General features: G+C 67.2%; 20 protein-coding genes and 1 riboswitch. Of the genes, 2 read left to right on the forward strand and 18 right to left on the reverse strand.

Annotated elements, in window-relative coordinates; translation table 11 throughout:
* Nucleotides 1-2: 2 nt before the first annotated feature.
* Together gspD and K225_RS0111890 are read left to right on the forward strand one after the other, a co-directional pair.
* Entirely contained in the window at nt 3-2,246 is a 2,244-nt protein-coding gene (gspD, locus tag K225_RS20745; protein WP_034712556.1) for a type II secretion system secretin GspD, read from the forward strand.
* Between the two features lie 12 nt (nt 2,247-2,258).
* Nucleotides 2,259-3,647 (forward strand): GspE/PulE family protein, encoded by a 1,389-nt coding sequence (locus K225_RS0111890; RefSeq protein WP_026436625.1) that lies wholly within the window; start codon nt 2,259-2,261, stop codon nt 3,645-3,647.
* A 177-nt stretch (nt 3,648-3,824) separates the two neighbouring features.
* On the opposite strand, the gene thiC is transcribed toward K225_RS0111890, so the two are convergent.
* The 18 genes from thiC to mraZ form a co-directional block, all read right to left on the reverse strand.
* On the reverse strand, nt 3,825-5,717 hold the full coding sequence (thiC, locus tag K225_RS0111895) for a phosphomethylpyrimidine synthase ThiC (protein WP_026436626.1): 1,893 nt from the start codon (nt 5,715-5,717) through the stop codon (nt 3,825-3,827).
* 110 nt (nt 5,718-5,827) lie between these two features.
* Nucleotides 5,828-5,947, reverse strand: a riboswitch (TPP riboswitch).
* A 42-nt stretch (nt 5,948-5,989) separates the two neighbouring features.
* Nucleotides 5,990-6,166 carry a hypothetical protein gene (locus tag K225_RS22460; protein ID WP_202900047.1) on the reverse strand — a complete coding sequence of 59 codons (177 nt, stop codon included), beginning with the start codon at nt 6,164-6,166 and terminating at the stop codon, nt 5,990-5,992.
* A 204-nt stretch (nt 6,167-6,370) separates the two neighbouring features.
* Complete coding sequence (gene lpxC, locus K225_RS0111905) at nt 6,371-7,294, reverse strand: UDP-3-O-acyl-N-acetylglucosamine deacetylase (protein ID WP_026436627.1); 924 nt, start codon at nt 7,292-7,294, stop codon at nt 6,371-6,373.
* A 209-nt stretch (nt 7,295-7,503) separates the two neighbouring features.
* Nucleotides 7,504-8,745, reverse strand: coding sequence for a cell division protein FtsZ (gene ftsZ, locus K225_RS0111910; RefSeq protein ID WP_026436628.1), 1,242 nt, complete (start codon nt 8,743-8,745; stop codon nt 7,504-7,506).
* A gap of 316 nt (nt 8,746-9,061) precedes the next feature.
* A complete protein-coding gene (gene ftsA, locus K225_RS0111920; RefSeq protein ID WP_026436629.1) occupies nt 9,062-10,291 on the reverse strand; it encodes a cell division protein FtsA in 1,230 nt (409 codons plus the stop codon).
* Between the two features lie 50 nt (nt 10,292-10,341).
* On the reverse strand, nt 10,342-11,136 hold the full coding sequence (locus K225_RS0111925; protein WP_026436630.1) for a cell division protein FtsQ/DivIB: 795 nt from the start codon (nt 11,134-11,136) through the stop codon (nt 10,342-10,344).
* Nucleotides 11,133-12,146, reverse strand: a complete 1,014-nt coding sequence (locus K225_RS0111930) for a D-alanine--D-alanine ligase (RefSeq protein ID WP_026436631.1) — start codon at nt 12,144-12,146, stop codon at nt 11,133-11,135. Before K225_RS0111930 ends, K225_RS0111925 begins: the two co-directional genes overlap by 4 nt.
* On the reverse strand, nt 12,143-13,576 hold the full coding sequence (gene murC, locus K225_RS0111935; RefSeq protein ID WP_026436632.1) for a UDP-N-acetylmuramate--L-alanine ligase: 1,434 nt from the start codon (nt 13,574-13,576) through the stop codon (nt 12,143-12,145). Before murC ends, K225_RS0111930 begins: the two co-directional genes overlap by 4 nt.
* Entirely contained in the window at nt 13,573-14,640 is a 1,068-nt protein-coding gene (gene murG, locus K225_RS0111940; RefSeq protein WP_026436633.1) for an undecaprenyldiphospho-muramoylpentapeptide beta-N-acetylglucosaminyltransferase, read from the reverse strand. Before murG ends, murC begins: the two co-directional genes overlap by 4 nt.
* Complete coding sequence (gene ftsW / locus K225_RS0111945) at nt 14,637-15,902, reverse strand: putative lipid II flippase FtsW (RefSeq protein ID WP_026436634.1); 1,266 nt, start codon at nt 15,900-15,902, stop codon at nt 14,637-14,639. Before ftsW ends, murG begins: the two co-directional genes overlap by 4 nt.
* The gene (gene murD, locus K225_RS0111950; protein WP_026436635.1) at nt 15,899-17,716 is read right to left on the reverse strand and encodes a UDP-N-acetylmuramoyl-L-alanine--D-glutamate ligase; all 1,818 of its coding nucleotides are present in this window, start codon (nt 17,714-17,716) and stop codon (nt 15,899-15,901) included. Before murD ends, ftsW begins: the two co-directional genes overlap by 4 nt.
* Entirely contained in the window at nt 17,713-18,891 is a 1,179-nt protein-coding gene (gene mraY / locus K225_RS0111955) for a phospho-N-acetylmuramoyl-pentapeptide-transferase (RefSeq protein WP_026436636.1), read from the reverse strand. The genes murD and mraY overlap by 4 nt, the downstream gene beginning before the upstream one ends.
* A gap of 30 nt (nt 18,892-18,921) precedes the next feature.
* Entirely contained in the window at nt 18,922-20,349 is a 1,428-nt protein-coding gene (gene murF, locus K225_RS0111960; RefSeq protein WP_026436637.1) for a UDP-N-acetylmuramoyl-tripeptide--D-alanyl-D-alanine ligase, read from the reverse strand.
* Entirely contained in the window at nt 20,340-21,842 is a 1,503-nt protein-coding gene (locus tag K225_RS0111965; RefSeq protein ID WP_034712560.1) for a UDP-N-acetylmuramoyl-L-alanyl-D-glutamate--2,6-diaminopimelate ligase, read from the reverse strand. The genes murF and K225_RS0111965 overlap by 10 nt, the downstream gene beginning before the upstream one ends.
* Nucleotides 21,842-23,587, reverse strand: a complete 1,746-nt coding sequence (locus K225_RS0111970) for a penicillin-binding protein 2 (protein ID WP_026436639.1) — start codon at nt 23,585-23,587, stop codon at nt 21,842-21,844. The genes K225_RS0111965 and K225_RS0111970 overlap by 1 nt, the downstream gene beginning before the upstream one ends.
* The gene (gene ftsL, locus K225_RS0111975; protein ID WP_026436640.1) at nt 23,584-23,889 is read right to left on the reverse strand and encodes a cell division protein FtsL; all 306 of its coding nucleotides are present in this window, start codon (nt 23,887-23,889) and stop codon (nt 23,584-23,586) included. The genes K225_RS0111970 and ftsL overlap by 4 nt, the downstream gene beginning before the upstream one ends.
* Complete coding sequence (gene rsmH / locus K225_RS0111980) at nt 23,886-24,815, reverse strand: 16S rRNA (cytosine(1402)-N(4))-methyltransferase RsmH (RefSeq protein ID WP_026436641.1); 930 nt, start codon at nt 24,813-24,815, stop codon at nt 23,886-23,888. The genes ftsL and rsmH overlap by 4 nt, the downstream gene beginning before the upstream one ends.
* A gap of 8 nt (nt 24,816-24,823) precedes the next feature.
* The gene (gene mraZ, locus K225_RS0111985; protein ID WP_026436642.1) at nt 24,824-25,252 is read right to left on the reverse strand and encodes a division/cell wall cluster transcriptional repressor MraZ; all 429 of its coding nucleotides are present in this window, start codon (nt 25,250-25,252) and stop codon (nt 24,824-24,826) included.
* Nucleotides 25,253-25,454 lie beyond the last annotated feature (202 nt).

The raw sequence follows: 25,454 nt of genomic DNA on the forward strand, positions 1-25,454 counted from the left end.
CTATGACTTCCAAGATCTCGCCACGACTGCAGTTCGCTCTCAATACAATAGCTGCTTGCGCCTTATTGGCAAGCGCTAGCGGCCAGATTCATGCCCAGACAGCCATCGACACCGGCACCAGCAGCGTGCGCCCGGGCGAACCCGTCACGCTGAACTTCGCCAACGCCGAGATCGAGGCCGTAGCCCGCACCATGGCCACCATCACCGGCCGCAACGTGGTGGTGGACCCCCGCGTGAAAGGCCAGCTCACGCTGATCACCGAGCGGGCCGTGACGCCTGCGGCGGCCTTCCACCAATTTCTGGCGGCACTGCGGCTGCAAGGCTTCACGGTGGTCGAGTCCGCCGGCCTGTACAAGGTGGTGCCCGAGGCCGATGCCAAGCTGCAGGGCGGCAGCGTGAGCGTGTCGCGGGGCGGCGCGGCGGGCCCCGGCGGCGGACAGATCGTCACGCAGATCTTCAAGCTCAACTATGAGAACGCGGCCAACCTGGTGCCGGTGCTGCGCCCGCTGATCAGCCCCAACAACACCATCAACGTGAACCCCGGCAACAACTCGCTGGTGATCACCGATTACGCCGACAACCTGCAGCGCCTGGCCCGCATCGTGGCGGCCATGGATGTGTCGAACGCCAGCGATGTCGAGGTGATCCCGCTCAAGAATGCCGTGGCCGCCGACCTGGCGCCGCTGGTGGCACGGCTCATCGATGGTGGCAGCGCAGTCGGCCCGGCCGCGGCCCAGGGCCAGACCGACACCTCGTTCAAGACCACGCTGCTGCCCGAGGCGCGCAGCAACTCGCTGATCCTGCGCGCCGCCAACCCGGCCCGCGTGGCCCAGGTGCGCGCGCTGGTGGACAAGCTCGACCAGCCGCCCGTGCCCGGCAGCAGCGCGGCCAGCGGCAACATCCATGTGGTCTACCTCAAGAATGCCGATGCCACCAAGCTGGCGACCACGCTGCGCGCAGCCATGTCGGTCACGGGGGGGGGCAACACCGCGTTGTCGGGCTCTGCGGGGACGAGCGGCCTGTCCACCACGGTGGCGTCCTCCGGCACGGCCGGCACCAGCAGCGCCAGCAACAGCGCCGGGCTGGGCGCCGGCAGCGGCGGCCTGGGAATGGGTGCAGGCGGGGGCTCCAGCAGCAGTGCCAGCGGCAACCAGCCCTCCACCGGCGGGCAGATCCAGGCCGACCCCACAACCAACTCGCTCATCATCACCGCACCCGAGCCCCAGTACCGGCAGCTGCGCGCCGTGATCGACAAGCTCGACGGCCGCCGCGCGCAGGTGCTGGTGGAAAGCCTGATCGTGGAAGTCACGGCCAGCAAGCTGGCCGAGTTCGGCATCCAGTGGCAGAGCGTGCTGGGCAGCAAGGGCGACGGCGTGGTGGGCGCCATCGGCACCAACTCGTCGGTGTCGGGCGGCAACATCCTGGGCCTGGCCGCCGGCATTGCCACCGGCAGCGCCACGGCCCTGGCATCGCTGGGCGGGGGCCTGAACATTGCACTGGCGCCGCGCGTCAACGGCCAGTACTACCTGGGCGCGCTGGCCAACTTCCTGCAAAACAGCGGCGATGCCAATGTGCTCTCCACCCCCAACCTGATGACGCTGGACAACGAAGAGGCCCGCATCGTCATCGGCAACAACGTGCCCTTCGTCACGGGCTCGTACGCCAATACCACCGGCAACAACTCGGTCAACCCCTTCACCACCGTGGAACGCAAGGACGTGGGCCTGATGCTGCGCGTGCGCCCCCAGATCAACGAGAACGGCACCGTCAAGATGGCCATCTACCAGGAGGTCTCCAAAATCGACGGCAACACCCTCAAGGACGTGAACGGCCCCACTACCAGCAAGCGCTCCATCGAATCGAACGTGCTGGTCGAGGACGGCAGCATCATCGTGCTCGGCGGCCTGCTGGAAGACAGCTACCAGCAGGCCGAGGACAAGGTGCCCCTGATGGGCGACATCCCCGTGCTGGGCAACCTGTTCCGCAGCGAGAACCGCTCGCGCAAGAAGACCAACCTGATGGTGTTCTTGCGCCCCGTGGTGGTGCGCGATGCGGCCGCCAGCGACGCCCTGATGCTCGACCGCTACGAAGCCATCCGTGCGCTGCAGCAGGTCGCGCAACCCGCGCCCAGCGCCGTGATGGGCTCGGTCTCGGCGGCCCCGGTACTGCCCGCGCTGCGCCCAGCAGCCACACCGCCCGCACCCACGCCCGCGTCGTACGAACCCGCGCCCGTCAGCGCACCCTGAGGCGGCACCACCATGCGCCACCCCCTGCCCTACGCCTTTGCGCGCACCGCCCAGCTGCTGCTGGAGGACGACGGCCAGCAGCTGGTGCTGTGGCACGGCCCCCAGCCCAATGCCAGCGCGCTGTCGGAGGTGCTGCGCAAGCACCCCGTGCAGCAGTTGCTGCCGCTCGACGCCCATGGCCTGGCCCAGCGCATCAGCGCCGCCTATGCGCAGGGTGAATCGAGCGCCGCCACGGTGGTGAGCGAGGTCGAAGAAGGCGCCGACCTCTCGCGCATGATGCAGGAGCTGCCCGCCGTCGAAGACCTGCTGGAAACGGCCGACGACGCACCCATCATCCGCATGCTCAACGCCCTGCTCACGCAGGCCGCGCGCGATGGCGCCAGCGACATCCACATCGAGCCCTACGAGCGCCACAGCAGCGTGCGCTTTCGCGTGGACGGCAGCCTGCGCGAGGTGGTGCAGCCCAACCGCGCGCTGCACGCAGCGCTGATCTCGCGCCTGAAGATCATGGCCGACCTCGACATTTCCGAAAAGCGCCTGCCGCAGGACGGCCGCATCAGCCTGCGCCTGGGTACCCGCGCCATCGACGTGCGCGTGTCCACCCTGCCCAGCGCGCATGGCGAGCGCGCCGTGCTGCGCCTGCTGGACAAGAGCGAAAGCAAGATCAGCCTCGAAGCCGTGGGCATGCAGGGCGACACCTTGCAGCGCTTCACCAGCCTGATCGCCCAGCCCCACGGCATCGTGCTGGTGACCGGCCCCACGGGATCGGGCAAGACCACCACGCTGTATGCCGCGCTGAGCCGGCTCGACGCCACGCGCAACAACATCATGACGGTGGAAGACCCCATCGAGTACGAACTGCCCGGCGTGGGCCAGACGCAGGTCAACAGCAAGATCGACCTGACGTTTGCCAAGGCGCTGCGCGCCATCCTGCGCCAGGACCCGGACATCATCATGATCGGCGAGATCCGCGATTTCGAAACCGCGCAGATCGCCATCCAGGCCTCGCTCACCGGCCACCTGGTGCTGGCCACGCTGCACACCAACGATGCCGCCAGCGCCGTCACGCGCCTGACCGACATGGGCGTGGAACCGTTCCTGCTGAGTTCTTCCCTGCTGGGCGTGCTGGCCCAGCGCCTGGTGCGCAAGATCTGCCCCCACTGCACCGGCCAGGGCTGCGATGCCTGCGGCCAGACCGGCTACGCGGGCCGCACGGGGGTGTTCGAGATGCTGGTGACCAATGACACCATCCGCGCGCAGATCCACAGCCAGGCCTCCGAGGCCGACATCCGCGCCGCGGCACTGGCCAACGGCATGGCGCTGATGCGCGACGACGGGGAGCGCCTGATCGCCGCCGGCATCACCAGCCGCGAAGAAGTGGTGCGGGTGACGAGGGACTGATCGCCAGGTGCGCGCCGGTGGCTGGCGCCGTTGCACCCCGGTACCGCCACGGGAAGTTCGGGCTGCAATATGACATGTTCAAGAGCTGCAAGCGCCTACTGCATAAGCGCCATTCGCCCAAAAGCGCTTCCAGCGCCCATGCAGAAAGCACCAGAAGCTCTTTTTTAGTAGCGACCGTCAGACTGGCTGGATCGGCACATACAGGCTGCCACCGCCGCGCTGGAACTCCTCGGCCTTGGTCTCCATGCCCGCCGCCAGCGCCTCGGCCTCGGCCACACCCTTTTGCGCAGCGAAGTCGCGCACTTCCTGCGTGATCTTCATCGAGCAGAACTTGGGGCCGCACATGGAGCAGAAATGGGCCACCTTGGCCGAGTCCTTGGGCAGGGTTTCGTCGTGGTATTCCTTGGCCGTCTCGGGGTCCAGTCCCAGGTTGAACTGGTCCTGCCAGCGGAAGTCGAAGCGCGCCTGGGAGAGCGCATCGTCGCGCGAGCGCGCGCCGGGGTGGCCCTTGGCCACGTCGGCCGCGTGGGCCGCGATCTTGTAGGCGATGATGCCCTGCTTCACGTCATCACGGTCGGGCAGGCCCAGGTGCTCCTTGGGCGTCACGTAGCACAGCATGGCCGTACCCATCCAGCCGATCATGGCCGCACCGATGGCCGAGGCAATGTGGTCGTAGCCGGGCGCGATGTCGATGGTCAGCGGGCCCAGGGTGTAGAACGGCGCCTCGTGGCAGGTCTTGAGCTGCTCGGTCATGTTGGCCTGGATCATGTGCATGGGCACATGGCCGGGGCCTTCGATCATGGTCTGCACGTCGTGCTTCCAGGCGATCTGGGTCAGTTCGCCCAGCGTGTGCAGCTCGGCGAACTGCGCTTCGTCATTCGCGTCCGATGCGCAGCCGGGGCGCAGGCCGTCTCCCAAGCTGAACGACACGTCGTACGCCTTCATGATGTCACAGATGTCCTCGAAGTGCTCGTACAGGAAGCTCTCGCGGTGGTGCGCCATGCACCACTTGGCCATGATGGAGCCGCCGCGCGAAACAATGCCCGTGCGCCGCTGGGCCGTGAGGTGGATGTAGGCCAGGCGCACGCCGGCGTGGATGGTGAAGTAGTCCACGCCCTGCTCGGCCTGCTCGATCAGCGTGTCACGGAAGATTTCCCAGGTCAGGTCTTCGGCGATGCCGCCCACCTTTTCCAGCGCCTGGTAGATCGGCACGGTGCCAATCGGCACGGGCGAGTTGCGCACGATCCAGTCGCGCGTGGTGTGGATGTTCTTGCCGGTGGACAGGTCCATCACGTTGTCGGCGCCCCAGCGGATCGCCCAGACCAGCTTTTCCACCTCTTCTTCAATGCTCGACGTGACGGCCGAGTTGCCGATGTTGGCGTTGATCTTGACCAGGAAGTTGCGCCCAATCGCCATCGGCTCCACCTCGGGGTGGTTGATGTTGGCCGGGATGATGGCGCGGCCCCGGGCCACTTCGTCGCGCACGAACTCGGGCGTGATGATGCGCGGGATGCTTGCGCCCAGGGGGTTGCCCATCAGGCGCTTTTCACGACCCGCATCGGCCATGTACTGCTGCATCCACTCGCGCTTGCCGTTTTCGCGGATGGCCACGTATTCCATCTCGGGCGTGATGATGCCCTTCTTGGCGTAATGCATCTGCGTGACGTTGGCACCGCTCTTGGCGCGCAGGGGCTTGCGCTGCAGGGCAGCGGCCTCGGCGCGCAGCTGGGCCAGGCGGGTGGCGTCTTCGCTCTTTTGGCCGTCGTCCAGCGCCACGGGGGCGCGGCCTTCGTAGTGCTCCACGTCACCACGGCCGCTGATCCAGCCACCGCGCACGCTGGCCAGGCCTTGGCGCACGTCGATCACCGCGCTCGGGTCGGTGTAGGGGCCCGAGGTGTCGTACACGCTGACCAATTCGCCGTTGGTCAGCGCGATGTCGCGCACGGGCACGCGCAGGTCGGCGTGCAGGTGACCGGGGATATAGGCCTTGCGCGAGGCAGGGAATGGTTCGCGGGTGAGGGCGAGCAGTTCGGCGAATTTCTCGCGGGCGACAGGTTCGGGGGCATTCATGGGGCAGTCTCCTGGTTCCGGTGGCGGGGCTGCTCCGGAATGGACCTGCTCCCCCGCAGCTGCACGGGACAACTGGGGCATGGCGCCCGCGCCAGGCAGCTGGCATGGGGCATGGAGGGATCGGCTCTTCTTCCGCCGGAATGAACCGGATCAAGTTCGTCGGGTTCGCGTCTGGGCCCGCATGTCAGGCCTCCGCATCTCAGTGCATCAGCACACCCCGGAGCAGGCGCGAGTATAGGCCAGCGCGGCGGCGGCTGCTGCCGTGCCGGTTTTCAGGCCAGGCGCCCGATGAACAGCACGGCAAAGAAAAAGACCGCCGCGATGAGGGTCCACTTCAGCACCACCAGGCCAAAGCGCCTGTAGCGCGCCTGGCCCGTGCCGGCATAGAACGCCAAAGAAACCGCTGCCGCCAGCAGCAGTGCCATGGCCAGCCAGCGAAACAGCAGCATTTCAACGACTCCCTGCGCGGCGAAAACTTGCACAGCGCTGGCCAGGGACGCCAGGCAAGGGCCTCCCCGCAGCGAGGGCGTCGTCCCCCTGGGGGCTGAGGGCCGCGACTCCAAGCCTGCCTGCGCAGGCTTGGACGTGCCTGAAGAGCTGCCGCCTCTGGCGGCGGCACCGAGGCGCGAAACGGCTCGGGGGGGACTTCATATTCACCAGGCCCGCGCGGGTTGCAGGAACCCGCGGGGCGCCTGGCGCTCGTCCTCGAACGTCACTTCCTCCCAGGCGTCGCGCTGCGCCAGCAGCTCGCGCAGCAGCAGGTTGTTCATGGCGTGGCCCGAACGGAAGGCACTGTAGGCCGCCAGCAGGGGCTTGCCCACCAGGTACAGGTCACCCATGGCGTCGAGAATCTTGTGTTTGACGAACTCGTCGTCGTAGCGCAAGCCGTCGCTGTTGAGCACCTTGTAGTCGTCCATCACGATGGCGTTGTCCAGCCCGCCGCCCAGCGCCAGGCCGCTGGAGCGCATCATTTCCACGTCGCGCGTGAAGCCAAAGGTGCGCGCGCGCGCGATGTCGCGGCTGTAGTTGCCAGAGCCCAGGTCGAACTCGACCCGCTGGCCCGTGGAGTCGACCGCCGGGTGGTCGAAATCGATCTCGAAACTGAGCTTGTAGCCATGGTAGGGCGTGAGCCTTGCCCACTTGGCCGCGGCCCCCTCGCCCTGGCGCACCTCGACCGGCCGGGTCACGCGAATGAAGCGGCGCGGCGCGTTCTGCAACGCGATGCCTGCGCTTTGCAGCAGAAAGACAAACGATGCCGAGGAACCATCGAGGATGGGGACCTCTTCCGCCGTGATGTCCACATACAGGTTGTCGATGCCGAGGCCGGCGCAGGCCGACATCAGGTGCTCCACGGTGTGCACCTTGGCATTGCCCGTGCCAATGGTCGATGCCAGGCGGGTATCGGTCACCGCCGTCGCGCAGATGGGAATGTCCACGGGCTGGGGCAGATCCACGCGGCGAAACACGATGCCCGTGTCGGGCTGTGCCGGCCGCAGGGTCAACTCGACCCGCTGGCCGCTGTGCAGCCCCACGCCGACAGCGCGGGTGATCGTCTTGAGGGTGCGTTGCTGAAGCATGGGTAGATTTTAGTGGGCCGACCCGTTGATCACGGCACCGTCTCAACTATGGCATTGATAGAAAACGGAGCGATCGAGACTGGCACGACCCGTGCCAGGGATGCCGAGCAAGGGCCGCCCCACAGCGAGGGCATCGTCCCCCTTCCCGGAGCGCGTAGCGCTCAGAGAGAAGGGGGAAGCGGCGCAGCCGCTCAGGGGGATGGACCGGATCAATCCGCCTGCTTGCGCAGGAAAGCCGGGATCTCCAGATCGTCCATGCCACCCGACGAGAGCGCATCCACGCGGGCGGCCGCCTGTGTGCGGTTGGTGCGCCAGACGCTGGGCACCGACATGCCGCCGTAATCGGCCTGGGAACCACCGACCATGCCACCGGCCACCCCGACGGCACCGCCCATGCCACCGCTGACAGTCATGGGCATCTGGTAGGCCATGTTGTCCGTGCCGGTGCGCAGGCCGCCCTGCACCACCGAAATGGGCTGGCGGCGTGCGTTGGGGCGCGACAGGCCCGTGGCCACCACGGTGACGCGGATCTCGTCGCCCAGGCTGTCGTCGTAGGCGGCGCCGTAGATGACATGCGCATCAGGCGATGCGTAGGCATTGATGGTGCTCATGGCCAGGCGCGACTCGGACAGTTTCAGGCTGCCCTTGGCGGCGGTCACCAGCACCAGCACGCCCTTGGCGCCCGACAGGTCGATGCCTTCGAGCAGCGGGCAGGCCACGGCCTGCTCGGCAGCGATGCGGGCGCGATCGGGGCCGCTGGCGGTGGCCGTGCCCATCATGGCCTTGCCGGGCTCGCCCATCACGGTGCGCACGTCCTCGAAGTCGACGTTCACATGGCCGTATTCGTTGATGATTTCGGCAATGCCACCCACGGCGTTTTTCAGCACGTCGTTGGCATGCGCAAACGCTTCGTCCTGGGTGATGTCATCGCCCAGCACTTCGAGCAGCTTCTCGTTGAGCACCACGATCAGCGAATCGACATTGGCTTCGAGTTCGGCCAGGCCGTTGTCGGCATTGGTCATGCGGCGACCGCCTTCCCAGTCGAAGGGCTTGGTGACCACGCCCACGGTGAGAATGCCCATTTCCTTGGCCACGCGCGCGATCACGGGCGCGGCGCCGGTGCCCGTGCCGCCACCCATGCCGGCGGTGATGAACAGCATGTGGGCGCCCTGGATGGCGGCACGGATGTCGTCCACCGCCGCCTCGGCAGCGTCCCGCCCCTTGTCGGGCTTGCTGCCTGCACCCAGGCCGCTCTGGCCCAGCTGGATGGTGCGATGGGCCGAGCTGCGGGTGAGCGCCTGCGCGTCGGTGTTGGCGCTGACGAACTCCACGCCTTGCACGCTGCGGGCAATCATGTGTTCGACGGCGTTGCTGCCGCCGCCGCCCACACCGATCACCTTGATCTGGGTGCCCTGGTTGAATTCTTCGGCTTCGATCATTTCGATGGTCATGTTGGAGCTCCTGGTTCTAGATTCGTATGCAATTGCCAAATGGAAAAAGGGGATTGGGTGGGAGAGCATGGCGGTCCAGTACATCGCCATCGCTCGCGCGGTATTCGGTGAGGGCTCCCACGCGCTAGCCAGAGTGGATATTTCATGTCATTGATCCCCCGTGCGGCACGCCGCCCACAGCCCATGAAACTGGCGCAGCCCGGACGAGGGCCACCGCGCAAGGACCGCCCCGCCGCGCTGGCGGCGTCTCCCTTCCCGCGCGCAGCGCGAGAGAAGAGGGAAGCGACGAAGTCGCTCAGGGGGTTGTCGCTGCATTTCAGAAATTCCCCACGATGAAATCCTTGAAGCGCCCGAACGCGGTCTTCATCGACCCGCTCTTTTGCGCCACCTTGAAGCCGCGCAGCCGTGCCAGCCGGGCTTCTTCGAGCAAGCCCATGACCGTGGCGGCACGCGGCTGGGCCACCATGTCCGACAGGGCGCTGGAATACTTGGGGATGCCGCGGCGCACGGGCTTCAGGAAAATGTCTTCACCCAGTTCGATCATTCCGGGCATCACCGAGCTGCCGCCTGTGAGCACGATGCCAGAGGACAGCACTTCTTCGTAACCCGATTCGCGCACCACCTGCTGCACCAGCGAGAAGATCTCCTCGACACGCGGCTCGATCACCCCCGCCAGCGCCTGCTTGGACAACATGCGCGGGCTGCGGTCGCCCAGGCCGGGCACTTCCACCTGCGCCTCGGGGTCGGCCAGCAATTGCTTGGCGTAGCCGCTCTCGACCTTGATGTCCTCGGCGTCCTTCGTGGGCGTGCGCAGCGCCATGGCGATGTCGCTGGTGATCAGGTCGCCGGCGATCGGGATCACGGCGGTGTGGCGGATGGCACCGCCGGTGAAGATGGCCACGTCGGTGGTGCCGGCGCCGATGTCCACCAGCACCACGCCGAGTTCGCGCTCGTCGTCGGTCAGCACGGCCTGGCTGCTGGCCAGCGGGTTGAGCATGAGCTGCTCGACTTCCAGGCCGCAGCGGCGCACGCACTTGATGATGTTCTCGGCCGCGCTCTGCGCACCGGTCACGATATGGATCTTGGCCTCCAGGCGGATGCCGCTCATGCCGATGGGCTCTTTCACGTCCTGCCCGTCGATCACGAATTCCTGCGGCTCCACCAGCAGCAGGCGCTGATCGCTGCTGATGTTGATGGCCTTGGCCGTCTCGACCACGCGGGCCACGTCGGCAGCGGTGACTTCCTTGTCCTTCACGGCCACCATGCCGCTGGAATTGAGCCCCCGGATATGGCTGCCCGTGATGCCGGTATAGACACGCTGGATCTTGCAATCGGCCATCAGCTCGGCCTCTTTCAGCGCCTGCTGGATGCTCTGCACCGTGGCATCGATGTTCACCACCACGCCGCGCTTGAGGCCATTGCTCGGCGCCACGCCCAGGCCGGCCAGCTTGAGTTCGCCATTGGGCAGCACCTCGGCCACCACGGCCATGACCTTGGCCGTGCCGATGTCCAGCCCCACCACCACGTCTTTGTATTCTCTTGCCATATCAGTGTCTGCCCTTCGTTGTCCTGTCCAGTCGCGGCCGCTCCCCGCGGCTATTTCTTCGTCTTTGCTGCCGCTTCCGCGGTCACGGTCGTCACCCCGCGCAGGCGCAGTGCGTAGCCCCCGGCATGGCGCAGGTCGGCCGACTCCAGCGCATCGGCGCGGCGCCGGTATTGCGCCGCCACCTGTGTCAGCGTGCGGGTGAAGCGCTGCGTGCGCTCCACCACCTCCTGCGGCGTGCCGCCCCCCAGCTCCAGCACGGCGTTGCTGTCGAGCGTCGCGCGCCAGCCGCCGCGTCCCGTCAGCTCCAGCGCCTCCACCGCCATGCCCAGCGGCTCGAACACCGGCTGCAGCAGGCCATGCATCCGCAGCACTTCGGCCGAGCTGCCCTGGGGGCCCATCAGGCGGGGCAAGCCTTCTTGCTCCACATCGCCCACGTTGGCCTCGAACACCTCGCCCTCGCGGTTGACCAGTGCCGCGCCCGTTTCGGGCCCCCAGTAGGCGACGGCATCGTGTTCCTGCAGCACCACCCGCAGGCCGCGCGGAAATTCGCGCCGCACCAGGGCCTTGCGCACCCAGGGTGCCTGCTCGAAGGCCGCGCGCGCCGCCCGCAGGTCGATGGTGAAAAAGTTGCCCACCAGCTGCGGCGCCACATTGGCCCGCAAGGTCACGGCGTTGTTGTGCACCAGCTCCCCCTGGACCACGATGCGAGCCACCGAAAAACCGGGGTAGAGCAACATCCAGCGCGTCCCCGCTGCCAGCAGCAGCAGGACGCAGCACAGGAACAGGACCGATGCGGTCCGGTTCATGAGCTTGACGTCCAGCGGTGCGGGCAGCGACTGGTTCATGGCGCGGTGGTCTCCTGCGGTTGGCCTTGCGCGGGGCTGAGCGTGGCGCCCGGCGGCGTGTCCAGCGTGGCCGTGGCGAGCACGCCCACGCACAGGTTTTCGTAGCTGATGCCCAGGGCGCGGGCCGACATGGGCACCAGCGAATGCCCGGTCATGCCCGGCGAGGTGTTGATTTCCAGCAAAAAGGGCTTGCGGTCGCTGGCGCGGATCATGATGTCGGCCCGCGCCCAGCCACGGCAACCCAGCGAACGGAAGGCCTGCACCACCAGGCGCTGGATCTCGCGCTCTTCGGCTTCGGGCAGGCCGCTCGGGCAGTGGTATTGCGTGTCGTCGGTGAAATACTTGTTCTGGTAGTCGTAGTTGCCCTCGGGGGCGACGATGCGGATCACCGGCAGGGCATGGGCACCGGCGCCTTCGCCCAGCACCGGGCAGGTGGTTTCGTCGCCCTCGATGAACTGCTCGCACAGCACCTCGGGGTCGTAGCGCGACGCCAGCGCATAGGCCTGCGCACACGCCTCGGGCGTGGAGACCTTGGTCAGCCCGAGGGTCGAGCCCTCGCGCGCCGGCTTGACGATCATGGGCGTGCCCAGCGCCTGCAGGGCCTGCGCGGTTTCTTCGGCGCTGGCCACGAGGCGCCAGTCGGGTGTGGGCAACCCTTCGGCGCGCCAGATGCGCTTGGTCATGATCTTGTCCATCGACATGCTGGACGCCATCACGCCAGGGCCGGTGTACGGAATGCCCAGCAATTCCAGCGCACCCTGCACCGTGCCGTCCTCGCCATGGCGCCCGTGCAGCGCAATGAAGCAACGGTCATAGCCGCCGCGCTGGAGTTCGCCCAGATCGCTGTGCGCGGGGTCGAACGCGTGGGCATCCACGCCGCGCGAGCGCAGCGCCTCCAGCACGCCGCGGCCGGACATCAGCGACACATCGCGCTCGGCCGACGCGCCGCCCATCAGCACCGCCACCTTGCCCAGTGCACGCACATCAATATTGGAACCAAATGTATTCATTGCGCTTTCCCTGTCTGCGACAGTAGCTCATTATTTTGTAGCATTTCAACGATTTTTCCGGGCACGGCACCGATGGTCCCCGCGCCCATGCACATCACCACGTCGCCGTCTTTGGCGTTGTCGGCAATGACCTGGGGCATGTCGGTCACGCTGTCGACAAAAAGTGGCTCCACCCGGCCCGCCACACGCAGCGCGCGCGCCAGCGAGCGGCCGTCGGCGGCCACCACGGGGGCTTCGCCGGCGGCGTACACCTCGGTGAGCAGCACGGCGTCGGCCGAACCGATGACCTTGACGAAATCCTCGAAGCAGTCGCGCGTGCGGCTGTAGCGGTGCGGCTGGAAGGCCAGCACCAGGCGCCGTCCGGGGAAGGCACCGCGCGCCGCCGCCAGCGTGGCGGCCATCTCGACGGGGTGGTGGCCGTAGTCGTCGATCACGGTGAACTGGCCACCGCCCTTGGCGGGCAGGTCGCCATAGCGCTGAAAGCGCCGCCCCACGCCCTTGAAGCCGGCCAGCGCGCGCTGCACGGCGTCGTCGGGGATGTTCAGCTCCACGGCCACCGCAATGGCCGACAGGGCGTTGAGCACGTTGTGCTCGCCCGCCAGGTTGAGCACCACCTCCATGTCGGGCAGCGTGACGCCGTTGCGCCGCTGCACCGTGAAGCGCATCTGGCCGGCATCGGCCCGCACGTTGATGGCGCGCACCTGGGCATCCTCGGAGAAGCCGTAGCTGGTGACAGGGCAGGTCACGCTGGGCAGGATGTCGCGCACCGCCGGACTGTCCACGCACAGGATGGCGGTGCCATAGAAAGGCATGCGGTGCAGGAAATCGACGAACGCCTTCTTGAGCCGGCCGAAATCGTGCCCGTAGGTCTCCATGTGGTCGGCGTCGATGTTGGTCACCACCGCCATCACGGGCAGCAGGTTGAGGAAGGACGCATCGGACTCGTCGGCCTCGACCACGATGTAGTCGCCGCTGCCCAGCTTGGCATTGGCACCCGCGCTGTTCAGGCGCCCGCCGATCACGAAGGTGGGATCGAGCCCCGCCTCGGCCAGCACGCTGGTCACCAGGCTGGTGGTGGTGGTCTTGCCGTGCGTGCCGGCAATGGCGATGCCCTGCTTGAGGCGCATGAGTTCGGCCAGCATGAGCGCGCGGGGCACCACGGGAATCTTCTTCTCGCGCGCAGCCAGCACCTCGGGGTTGTCGGCCGTGACGGCAGTGGAGGTGACCACGGCGTCCGCGCCTTCGATGTGGGCCGCCGCATGGCCCAGGCAGGTCTGGATGCCCAGCGCCTGCAAACGGCGCAGCGTGGCGCTGTCGGCCAGGTCGGAGCCCGAGATGCGGTAGCCCAGGTTGAACAGCACCTCGGCGATGCCGCTCATGCCGGCGCCGCCCAGGCCGACGAAATGGATGTGGCGAATCGCGTGTTTCATGATCCGGCGAGCTCCTCGCAGGCTGTCACCACTTCGCGCGTGGCGTTGATTTTTTGCATTTTTTTGGCCTTGAGCGCCACATCCGCAAGCATGGATCGCTCTAATTTCAATAGCATTTCAGACAACCCCTGGGGCGTCAGGTCGCGCTGCTGCACCAGCCAGCCGCCACCCGCGTTCACGAGGAACTGCGCATTGGTGGTCTGGTGGTCGTCCACGGCCGACGGGAAGGGCACGAAGATGGACGCCGCCCCCACGGCAGCGATCTCGGTGACCGTGCTGGCACCCGCGCGGCAGACGATGATGTCGGCCGCCGCAAACGCGCTGGCGGTGTCGTCGATGAAAGGCGTCAGTTCCGCCTCCACCCCCGCCGCAGCGTAGTTGGCGCGCAGCGCATCGATCTGCGTCGCCCCGCTCTGGTGGAGCACGGCGGGGCGTTGTGCAGCAGGCATGAGCGCAATGGCCTGCGGCACGATTTCGTTGAGCGCGCGCGCGCCCAGACTGCCCCCCACCACCAGCAGGCGCAGGGGGCCGGTGCGCCCGGCAAACCGCTCGGCCGGGCCGGGTTGCTGCGTGAAGGCCGCGCGCAGCGGGTTGCCCACCCACTGCCCCTTCCTGAACACGTCGGGGAATGCGGTGAACACCCGGTCGGCCACGCCGGCCAGCACCTTGTTGGCCATGCCGGCCACCGAGTTCTGCTCGTGCAGCACCAGCGGCTTGCCCGCCAGCACGCCCATCATGCCGCCCGGGAAGGTGATGTAGCCGCCCAGGCCCACCACCACGTCGGGCTTCACACGCCGCACCACCTGCAGGGCTTGCCAGAAGGCACGCAGCAGGCGCAACGGCAGCAAGGCCAGCGTGACCAGACCCTTGCCGCGCACGCCCGAGAAATCGATGAGTTCCAGCGCAAAACCATGGGTTGGCACGATGCGCGACTCCATGCTGCCCGGTGCGCCCAGCCAGTGCACGCGCCAGCCGCGCGCACGCAATTCTTCGGCCACGGCGAGGCCCGGGAAGATGTGGCCGCCGGTGCCGCCGGCCATGATGAGAGCGGTTTTCTGACTCATACGCGGCCTCCCCTCATGAGGAGCTTGTTCTCATAATCCACCCTCAGCACCACGGCCAATGCCACCAGATTCATCAGGATTGCCGAGCCGCCAAAGCTCATCAGCGGCAGCGTGAGCCCCTTGGTGGGCAGCGCGCCCAGGTTCACCCCCATGTTGATGAAGGCCTGAAAGCCGATCCAGATGGCCACGCCCTGTGCCACCAGGCCGGCGAACACGCGATCGAGCGCGATGGCCTGGCGGCCGATGTGCATGATGCGGCGCGTCATCCAGACAAACAGCAGGATCAGCGTGAGCACGCCCACCAGGCCGAATTCCTCGCCGATCACGGCCAGCAGGAAGTCGGTGTGGGCTTCGGGCAGCCAATGCAGCTTTTCCACGCTGCCACCCAGCCCGACGCCAAAGATCTCGCCGCGCCCGATGGCAATGAGCGAATGCGAGAGCTGGTAGCCCTTGCCCAGTGCATGCTGCTCGCTGAAGGGATCGAGGTAGGCAAACACGCGTTCGCGGCGCCAGGGCGAGGTGGCGATCATGAGGCCGAAGGCCGCCACCAGCACGCCCGCGATCAGGAAGAACATGCGGGCATTGACGCCGCCCAGGAACAGGATGCCCATGGCGATCACGGCCACCACCATGAAGGCCCCCATGTCCGGCTCGGCCAGCAGCAGCACGCCCACGATGGCCACGGCCGCGCCCATGGGCAGCACCGCGCGAAAGAAGCGCTCTTTCACCTCCATCTTGCGCACCATGTAGTCGGACGCATATACCAGCACGGCAAACTTCGCCAGTTCCGAGGGCTGGAAGTTCATGATGCCCAGGGACAGCCAGCGCCGCGCGCCATTGACCACCGTGCCCACATGCGGAATCAGCACCGCCACCAGCAGCACGATGGACACCACGAACAGCCAGGGCGCCACGCGCTCCCAGGTGGCCATGGACACCTGGAACGCCAGCAGCGCCACCACGAAGCCGACGACCAGGGCAAACACATGGCGCGTCAGGAAATGGGTGGGTGCGATCTTGCCGAAACGGGGGTTGTCCGGCATGGCGATGGACGCCGAATACACCATCACCAACCCCCAGGCCAGCAGCGCCACCACCACCCACAGCAGGGCCTGGTCAAAGCCCAGCACCGTGGCGGGCGTGCTGTGGGTCTGGCGGTAGTCGGTGCCGCCCACGCGCACCGGCAGCACATCGGCGGCCTTGCCCGACAGCCCTTTCAGCCAGGCTGTGACGCGCGACCATGCACCGGTGGCGGCGCTCATTGCATGCCCCCCAGTTCCTGCCCGGCGTCGTGTGCCAGTTCGCGCACCGCGTCGCAAAACACCTGGGCGCGGTGTGCGTAGTCGCGGAACATATCCAAGCTGGCGCAGGCGGGCGACATCAGCACCGCATCGCCTGCGTGGGCGCGCTGCGCAGCCAGCTGCACGGCCTGCGGCAGAGTCTGCGCATCGACCAGTGGCACACCCGCGCCTTCCAGGGCCGCATGGATCAACGGTGCATCGCGCCCCATCAGCACCACGGCGCGCGCATACCGCGCCACCGGCGCTGCCAGCGGCGAAAAATCCTGCCCCTTGCCATCACCTCCCAGGATGACCACGAGGCGCCGGTCAGCGCCCAGCCCGGCCAGGGCCGCCACCGTGGCCCCCACATTCGTGCCTTTGCTGTCGTCGAAATATTCCACGCCCGACACCATGCCGATGGGCTCCACGCGGTGCGGCTCGCCGCGGTATTCGCGCAGGCCATACAGCATGGGCGACAGCACGCAGCCGGCCTCACAGGCCAGCGCCAGGGCGGCCAGGGCATTGATGGCGTTGTGGCGCCCCCGGATACGCAGCGCATCGGCCGGCATCAGGCGCTGGATGTGCAGCTCTGGCTCTTCGCCACGCCCGCGCTTGCGGGTTTCGTCCGATGCGTGGGCACGCACCAGCCAGGCCATTCCACTGACCATCTCGATGCCGAAATCGCCCGGGCGCCTGGGCATGTCGCCGCCAAAGGTGGTGTGCGCACGCTGCTGCGGCTTTTGCAGCTTCACACGCACCGGCTCCGGCAGCATGGCCATCACGGCGGGATCTTCACGGTTGAGCACCATCACGCCGTGCTGCCCGAAGATGCGGGCCTTGGCCCCGGCATAGGCCTGCATGTCGCCATGCCAGTCCAGGTGGTCCTGCGTGATGTTGAGCACCGCAGCGGCCGTGGGCTCGAAACCCGCCACGCCGTCGAGCTGGAAGCTCGACAGCTCCAGCACCCACACCTGGGGCAGCGTGCCCCCGTCGATGCGGGCCGCCAGCGTATCGAGCAGCGTCGGGCCGATATTGCCCGCCACGGCCACCGTCTTGCCTGCGCGCTCGACCAGCTGGCCCGTGAGCGAGGTGACCGTGGTCTTGCCATTGGTGCCGGTGATGGCCAGCACCGCCGGCGCATAGCCGTGCGCGGTGCGCAGCGTGTCCAGCGCCATGGCATAGAGACTCAGTTCGCCTCCAGTGCTGATGCCCATGGCATCGGCAGCTGCAAATACAGCCGCAATCGATGCAGGACTCAGGCCCGGCGAACGGTACACCGCGTGCAGGCCCTGCCCCTCGACCAGATGGGCACCGAGCTCGCCCGCCACGAAACGCACCTGCGGCAGCTCCTGCTGCAAGGCGGCCAGCTGGGGCGGTGCTTGCCGCGTATCGGCCACGGTGACCTGCGCGCCGCAGCGCACGCACCAGCGCGCCATCGCCAGGCCCGAAGCGCCCAGGCCGAGGATGAGGATGTTCCGGCCCTGCAGCGGCACCATGCCTTCGCCAGGCCGGCCCAGCGGCTCGGCGGCTTCGTCGGCAGGCACCTTGTCGGTGGCATCCACGGCCTGCGGGACCGGGGCGGACACGGCCTCGGGCGCGGTCACGTCCGCAAAAATCTGCGCTACAAAATCGGCAGCCGCCTGGGCAGCAGAGACCGCAGGCGGCACTTCGGGATCCCAGGCGGGCGCGGCCGCGCGCCTGCCCGCGGCTGGCAGGCCTGTGCCGGCCCCCACCTCGGGCGGTGTGACCGCCGGTGACTCGGCGGCTGCGGGGATGAGGGGATCGTCCGGGTTCATCGCAGTTTCAGCGTGGACAGGCCGACGAGGCACAGCAGCATGGTGATGATCCAGAAGCGCACGACCACCTGCGTTTCCTTCCAGCCGCTCTTTTCGAAATGGTGGTGCAACGGTGCCATCTTCAGCAGGCGCCGGCCTTCACCGTAGCGGCGCTTGGTGACCTTGAACCAGGTCACCTGGAGCATGACCGACAGGGCTTCGACCACGAAGATGCCGCCCATGATGGCCAGCACGATCTCCTGGCGCACGATGACGGCGATGGTGCCCAGTGCCGCGCCCAGGGCCAGCGCGCCCACATCGCCCATGAACACCTGGGCCGGGTGCGCGTTGAACCACAGGAAGGCCAGGCCCGCGCCCGCCATGGCGGCGCAGAAGATCAGCAGCTCGCCCGAGCCGGGAATGTGCGGAAAGAACAGGTATTTGGAATACACCGAGCTGCCGGTGACGTAGGCAAACACCCCCAGCGCCGAGCCCACCATCACCACCGGCATGATGGCCAGGCCATCGAGGCCGTCGGTCAGGTTGACAGCATTGCTGGAGCCCACGATCACGAGGTAGGTCAGGATGACGAAACCCAGCACTCCCAGTGGGTAGCTCACTTCCTTGAAGAACGGCAGTTGCAGACCGGCCTTGGGCGGCAGATCGAGCGAGAAACCCGACTGCACCCAGCTGATGAACAGCTCCAGCACCCGGGCGTTGGAACTCTCGGAGATGCTGAACACCAGGTACAGCGCAGCCACCAGGCCGATCACCGATTGCCAGAAATATTTCTCGCGCGAGCGCATGCCTTCGGGATCCTTGTTGACCACCTTGCGCCAGTCGTCCACCCAGCCGATGGCTCCAAAGCCCAGCGTGACCAGCAGCACGATCCAGACGAAGCGGTTCGACAGGTCGAACCACAGCAGTGTCGAGATCGCGATCGACAGCAGGATGAGCACGCCGCCCATGGTGGGCGTGCCGCTCTTGGACAGGTGCGACTGCATCGCATAGCCCCGGATCGGCTGGCCGATCTTGAGCGAAGTGAGCATGCGGATCACGCGCGGCCCCGCCACCAGGCCGATGAGCAGCGCCGTCAGGGCCGCCATCACCGCACGGAACGTGAGGTACTGGAACACCCGAAAGAAGCCGAACTCGGGCGACAGGCCCTGCAGCCATTGCGACAGCATCAGCAGCATGCGGCACCTCCGTGCGGTGGGCGGCGGGCATCAATGGCTTGCATCAGGGTGTCCCTCCGGGTGAACGCTTGGCTTTGCTTGTTGTTCTGCGGTGGCAACCATCGCCTCCACCACCTGTTCCATCTTCATGAACCGCGATCCCTTCACCAGCACGCTGCCCACCCGGGGCAGCATCTCCAGCACCGCCGCCTGCAGCGATGCCATGTTGTCAAAATGCCGCGCAACCCCGAAGGCGCGGGCCGCGTTGGCCGACTGCGCACCCAGCGCATACAGGTGCGAAATGCCCGCAGCGTGCGCGTGTTCGCCGGCCTCGGCGTGGAACTGCGGGCCCTGGTCGCCCACCTCGCCCATGTCGCCCATCACCAGCAGCTGCGGTGCGGGCAGCGCGGCCAGCACGTCGATGGCGGCGCGCATGGAGTCGGGGTTGGCGTTGTATGTGTCGTCCACCACGGTGATCTCGCGGCCCGCCAGTTGCAGGCGCAGGGCGCGCGAGCGTCCCTTGACAGGGACGAATGCGCTCAGCCCGCGGGCCATCGCGTCCAGCGGAGCCCCTGCCGCCAGGGCGCAGGCCGCAGCCGCCAGGGCGTTGGTGACGTTGTGCTGACCGGCGATCTGCAGGGTGCACGACAGCGCGCCCGCGGGCGTGGCCATCTCCACCGCCCAGGCACCCTGCTGCCAGCGGGCGTGCGCGCAGTGCACATCGCCGCCCTCTCCGAACGTGATGCAGCGGCGCGGCGCCGCCAGACCGCTCCACAGCGCGGTGTAGGCATCGCCTGCGGGAAACACGGCCACGCCACTGGCCGGCAGCGCCGCGAAGACCGAACCGTTTTCTTCGGCCACGGCCTGCACGGTGTGCATGAATTCGAGGTGCTCGCGCTGGGCGTTGTTGACCAGCGCCACCGTGGGTTGTGCGATGGCCGCCAGGGTGGCGATTTCGCCGGGATGGTTCATGCCCATCTCGATCACCGCGGCGGCATGCCCGGCGCGCAGGCGCAACAGCGTCAGCGGTACGCCGATGTCGTTGTTGAAATTGCCCTGCGTCGCGAAAGCGGCCTCGCCCTTCCAGGCGCGAAGGATGGACGCCACCATCTGCGTCACCGTCGTCTTGCCATTGCTGCCCGTGATGCCGATCAGCGGCAGGCCGAACTGGGCGCGCCACCCGGCCGCCAGCGCGCCCAGCGCCGCCAGGCTGTCGGGCACCTCGATACCGGGCAAACCTGCGGCTTCCAGCCCGCCATGGGCGATGGCGGCCACGGCACCGCCTGCACGGGCATCGGCCAGGAAGGCGTTGGCATCGAAGCGCTCGCCCTTGAGCGCCACGAACAGGTCGCCCGCCTGCAGCGTGCGGGTGTCCGTGTGCACCCGTGCCAGCGGCGTTGCCCCATCGCCCACCAGGCGCGCCTGGGGAATGCCGGGGCGAATCCAGTCGAGTGCCTGCTGCAGATTCATCATGCCCATGTGCTGGCTCCCCGGGCAGCCAGCGCTGCCTGCGCCTGCGCCATGTCATCAAACGGCCGGCGCACGCCGGCGGTTTCCTGGTAGTCCTCGTGGCCCTTGCCGGCAATCAGCACCACATCGGCAGCATCGGCCTCGCCGATGGCCAGCGCAATGGCGGCCGCCCGATCCGGTTCGGCGCGGACGGTTTCTCCGGCAATCGTGCCCTGCAGGATCTGGTGCAGGATGGCCACCGGCGCTTCGCTGCGCGGGTTGTCGCTGGTCACCACCACCCAATCGGCATGCTGCTGGGCCACGGCACCCATCAACGGGCGTTTGCCGGCATCGCGGTCGCCGCCGCAGCCGAACACGCACCAGAGCTGGCCGCCACGCTCGGCCGCCAGCGGGCGCAGCGCCTGCAAGGCCTTGTCCAGCGCGTCGGGGGTGTGGGCGTAATCCACCGCCACCAGCGGCTGCCCCGGCGCCACCAGCCGCTGCATGCGGCCGGGCACGGGTTGCAGGCTGGAGCAGGCATGCACGGCATCCAGCAGCGGCACGCCCTGGCTGCGCAGCGTGGCCAGCACGCCCAGCAGGTTCAGCACGTTGTAGTGGCCAATCACGCGGGTCTGCAGCGGCAGCCGCTGCGCCCCCTCCACCACCGTGAAACGCAGGCCCTGGTCACCCAGGGCAATGTCCTGCGCCACCAGCCGAGCCGAGCCCTGGGCGGAAATGCTCCACAGATCGAGCGCACCACCCGAGAGTTCGGCATGCAGTTGCGCACCGGCGGGGTCGTCCACGTTGATGACGGCGGCCTGCAAACCGGGCCAGCCGAACAGGGCCCGCTTGGCCAGCCAGTAGTCGGCCATGCTGCCGTGGTAATCGAGGTGGTCCTGGGTGAAATTGGTGAAGACGGCCACGCGGATCGGCGTGCCATCCAGGCGCGCCTCGGCCAGTCCGATGGAAGAAGCCTCGATGGCGCAAGCGCCCAGCCCCTGGTCGGCATACCGGCGAAACGCGCGCTGCAGGCGCACGGGGTCAGGGGTGGTCATGCCCGTGGCCTCGAGCCCAGGCGGAACACCCATGCCCAAAGTGCCCACCAGCGCACACCCGGCACGCAGATGCGGCGTTTGATTCGATAGCGCATTCCAGGCGCCCGCCAGCCACCAGGCGGTGCTGGTCTTGCCATTGGTGCCCGTCACGGCCAGCACGGCCAGCTGCTGCGCGGGGTGGCCGAACCACTGCGCGGCGATCGGCCCCGTGGCGGCCTTGAGGCCATGCAATGCGGCCATGTGGTCGCCCGTGAACCCGAACGCCTCCACACCCGCCTGTTCCACGAGGCAGGCCGTGGCGCCCCGCACCATGGCGTCGGCCACATGGGCGCGCCCGTCGGTCGCGGCTCCGGGCCAGGCAATGAAGCCATCGCCCGGTGCCACCAGGCGGCTGTCGGTCTGCAAGGTGCCGGTGACGCGCGCGCGCAGCCATTGCACGGCCTCATGGGCAGAGGTCAGCACATGCATCACAGCGACTCCTCCGCCCCGTTGGTGACGATCTGCGGCTTGACGGCCATGTCCGGCTGCACGCCCATCATGCGCAGCGTTTGCTGCACCACCTCGCTGAACACCGGCGCGGCCACGAGGCCGCCGTACACCTGGCCATTGCTGGGCTCGTCGATCATCACGGCCACGATGATGCGCGGCTTGTCGATGGGCGCCATGCCGGTGAACCAGGCGCGGTACTTGCCGGCGGCGTAGTTTTTGCCGACCTGCTTGCGCGCCGTGCCCGACTTGCCACCCACCGAGTAGCCCACGGTCTGCGCTTTCTGCCCCGTGCCGCCCGGGCCTGCGGCCATCTGCAGCATCTTGCGCACCTGGTCGGCCGTGCGCTCGGAGAACACGGGCACTCCCACCGGAGGCTCGCTGGACTTGAGCATGGTGGCGGGAATGACGCGCCCGCTGTTGGCAAACACGGTGTACGAGCGCGCCATCTGGAACAGGCTGGCCGACAGACCGTAACCATAGGACATGGTGGCCTGCTCGATGGGGCGCCAGGTCTTGTAGGGCCGCAAGCGCCCGCTCACCGCGCCCGGAAAGGCAATCTGCGGCTTCTGGCCAAAGCCAACGGCCGAGAAGGTTTCCCACATCTCGCGCGCGGGAAGCTGCATGGCGATCTTGGTGGTGCCCACGTTGCTCGATTTCTGGATCACGCCCTCGACCGTCAGCGCGCCATAGCTGTGCGTGTCGCTGATGGTGGAGCCCGTGATCGTGAGGCGCCCGGGGGAGGTGTCGATCACGGTCTCGGGCCTGACACGGCCGCTTTCGAGCGCAATGCCCACCGTGATGGGCTTGATGGTCGAGCCCGGCTCGAACACATCGGTGAGCGCACGGTTGCGCAGCTGCTCGCCGGTGAGGTTCTGGCGTTTGTCGGGCACGTAGCTGGGGTAGTTGGCCAGGGCCAGCAATTCGCCCGTGTGCGCATCGAGCACCACCACGCTGCCCGCCTTGGCCTTATGGGCTGCGACCTGGTCACGCAGCTTCTGGTAGGCGAAAAACTGCACCTTGCTGTCGATGGACAGCTGCATGTCGCGGCCATCGACCGGTGGCACGGTCTCGCCCACGCCCTCGACCACGCGGCCCAGGCGGTCCTTGATCACGCGGCGCGAGCCGGCACGCCCGGCCAGCTCGCTGTTGAAGGCCAGCTCCATGCCCTCCTGGCCCTTGTCTTCCACGTTGGTAAAACCTACCACATGCGCGGCCGATTCGCCTTCGGGGTATTGGCGCTTGTATTCCTTGCGCTGGTAGATGCCTTTGATGTCGAGGGCGGCAATCTGCTGGCCCAGCTCCCAGTCCAGCTGGCGCTTGATCCAGACGAAAGTCTTGTCTTCGTCGGCCAGCTTGGCATGCAACTCTGATGCGGGCATGTCGAGCAGCCGCGCCAGCTGCTTGAGCTTGGCACGCACCTCGGGCTTGTCCTGCTCCACATCTTCGGGGATGGCCCAGATGCTGGCCGCTGGCACGCTGGAGGCCAGGATGAGCCCATTGCGATCGAGAATCTTGCCCCGGTTGGCGGGCAATTCGAGGGTGCGCGCAAAGCGCACTTCGCCCTGGCGCTGAAAGAAATCGTTGCCGAATACCTGCACATAGGCCGCACGCGCGCCCAGCCCCACGAATCCCAGCGCAATCATCGCCACGATGAACTTGCTGCGCCAAACGGGTGTCTTGCTGGCCAGCAGCGGGCTGGAGGTGTAGAGAACGCTGCGGCTCACGGCTGTGCCTCCGGTGCGGCAGCCGAGGCCCTGGCTCCGGCAGGGTCGGCCACATACTGGGTGATGGCCGGCGTGGCCGTGCGCATCTGCAACTGCGCCCGTGCGATTTTCTCCACCCGCAGGGGGGTGGCCTGCGCGCGTTTTTCCACCTGCAGGCGCTGGTGCTCGGTCTCCAGCCGGCGCGACTCGGAAACGGCACGGTCCAGCTGGGTGAACAGGCGGCGCGACTCATACTGCGTGTGCACCAAATACAGCGCACTGGCCATCACCGCCACCAGCAGGACGAGGCTGAGCCGGGTCATGCGGGCGCCTCCGTGCGCTCGGCCACCCGCATGATGGCGCTGCGCGAACGGGGATTGGCTGCCACTTCGGCGGCGCTGGGCTTGATGCGGTCGAGCGCGACCAGCTTCATGACCTTGGGCGGTGCAAACGGCGCGCGACGGTCGTACACCTCCTTGGAATGCTGCGCGATGAACTGCTTGACGATGCGATCTTCGAGCGAATGAAAGCTGATCACCACCAGCCGCCCGCCCGGCTGGAGCACCGACAGGCTGGCTTCTAGCGCCTGCTGCAGCTCTTCAAGTTCAGCGTTGATGAAAATCCGTAAAGCCTGAAATGTGCGCGTTGCAGGGTTCTGGCCCGACTCGCGGGTTTTGACCGCACCAGCCACGAGATCGGCCAGTTCGGCGGTGGTTGCAAGAGGCCCCCGTTCCTCGCGCCGAGCAACAATCGCCTTTGCAATGGGGCCAGCAAACCGTTCTTCACCGTAGTCACGTATCACCTCCGCAATCTGTTGCACCTCGGCAGTGGCCAGCCACTGGGCCACACTGGTCCCCCGCGTGGTGTCCATGCGCATGTCCAGCGGGCCATCGAAACGGAAACTGAAACCACGCTCGGGACTGTCGATCTGGGGCGAACTCACCCCCAGGTCCATCAACACTCCGGCCGCACTGCCCGGCGGCAAATCCGCCAGATGGCGAAAACCTTCATGCCGAATGGAAAAACGCGCATCAGTGATGCGCGTTGCCTCCTGGATGGCTTGCGGGTCCTTGTCGAACGCCACAAGACGCCCTTGCGGCCCGAGCCGCAGCAGGATGTGCCGCGAGTGCCCCCCGCGACCAAAGGTGGCGTCCACCCAGGTGCCGGCAGGCTCGGGGCCCGCACCGCCCAGCAGCGCGTCCACCGCCTCATCGAGCAGGACCGTGGTGTGTTGCAGATCAGGGGTCACCACGGGCCTTAGAAAGAGAAATCCTTGAACACATCGGGCATTTCGCCCTGCATGGCCTGCGCTTCCTGCGCGTCGTAGGTGGCCTTGTCCCACAGTTCGAAATGGTTGCCCATGCCCAGCAGGATGGCGTCCTTGGCGATACCAGCCGCCTCGCGCAATTCGGGCGACACCAGCACCCGGCCGGTGGCATCCATTTCCACGTCCATCGCATTGCCCAGGAAGATGCGCTTCCACCACTGGGCAGACATCGGCAGCTGGCCGATGCGCTCGCGGAACTTCTCCCATTCGGGACGGGGAAACACCATGAGGCAGCCGTGGGGGTGCTTGGTGATCGTGAGTTGGCCGGCCGCGGTCGCGCTCAGGACGTCACGATGCCGGGTCGGCACGGACAGCCGACCTTTCGCATCGAGACTCAGCGACGAGGCACCTTGAAACACGGAACGCTTCCCCTGGCAGGACGATGAACCCTTGAACCCAGAACTGGAGTTTCAAGGCACTTTTCACCACTTAATTGCACTTTTTTGCACTGTAGCAGGAAAAGCATTCCATGCAAGGGCGCTTGCAACAAACTTTTGCAATGGAATCAAGGACTTAGAAGCGTTTTCGAAGGATTCAAAACCCTAAAACCCGTTGCTCAGC

The sequence above is a fragment of the Acidovorax sp. JHL-9 genome, assembly GCF_000426205.1.
GTDB classification, from domain to species: Bacteria; Pseudomonadota; Gammaproteobacteria; order Burkholderiales; family Burkholderiaceae_C; genus Acidovorax; species Acidovorax soli.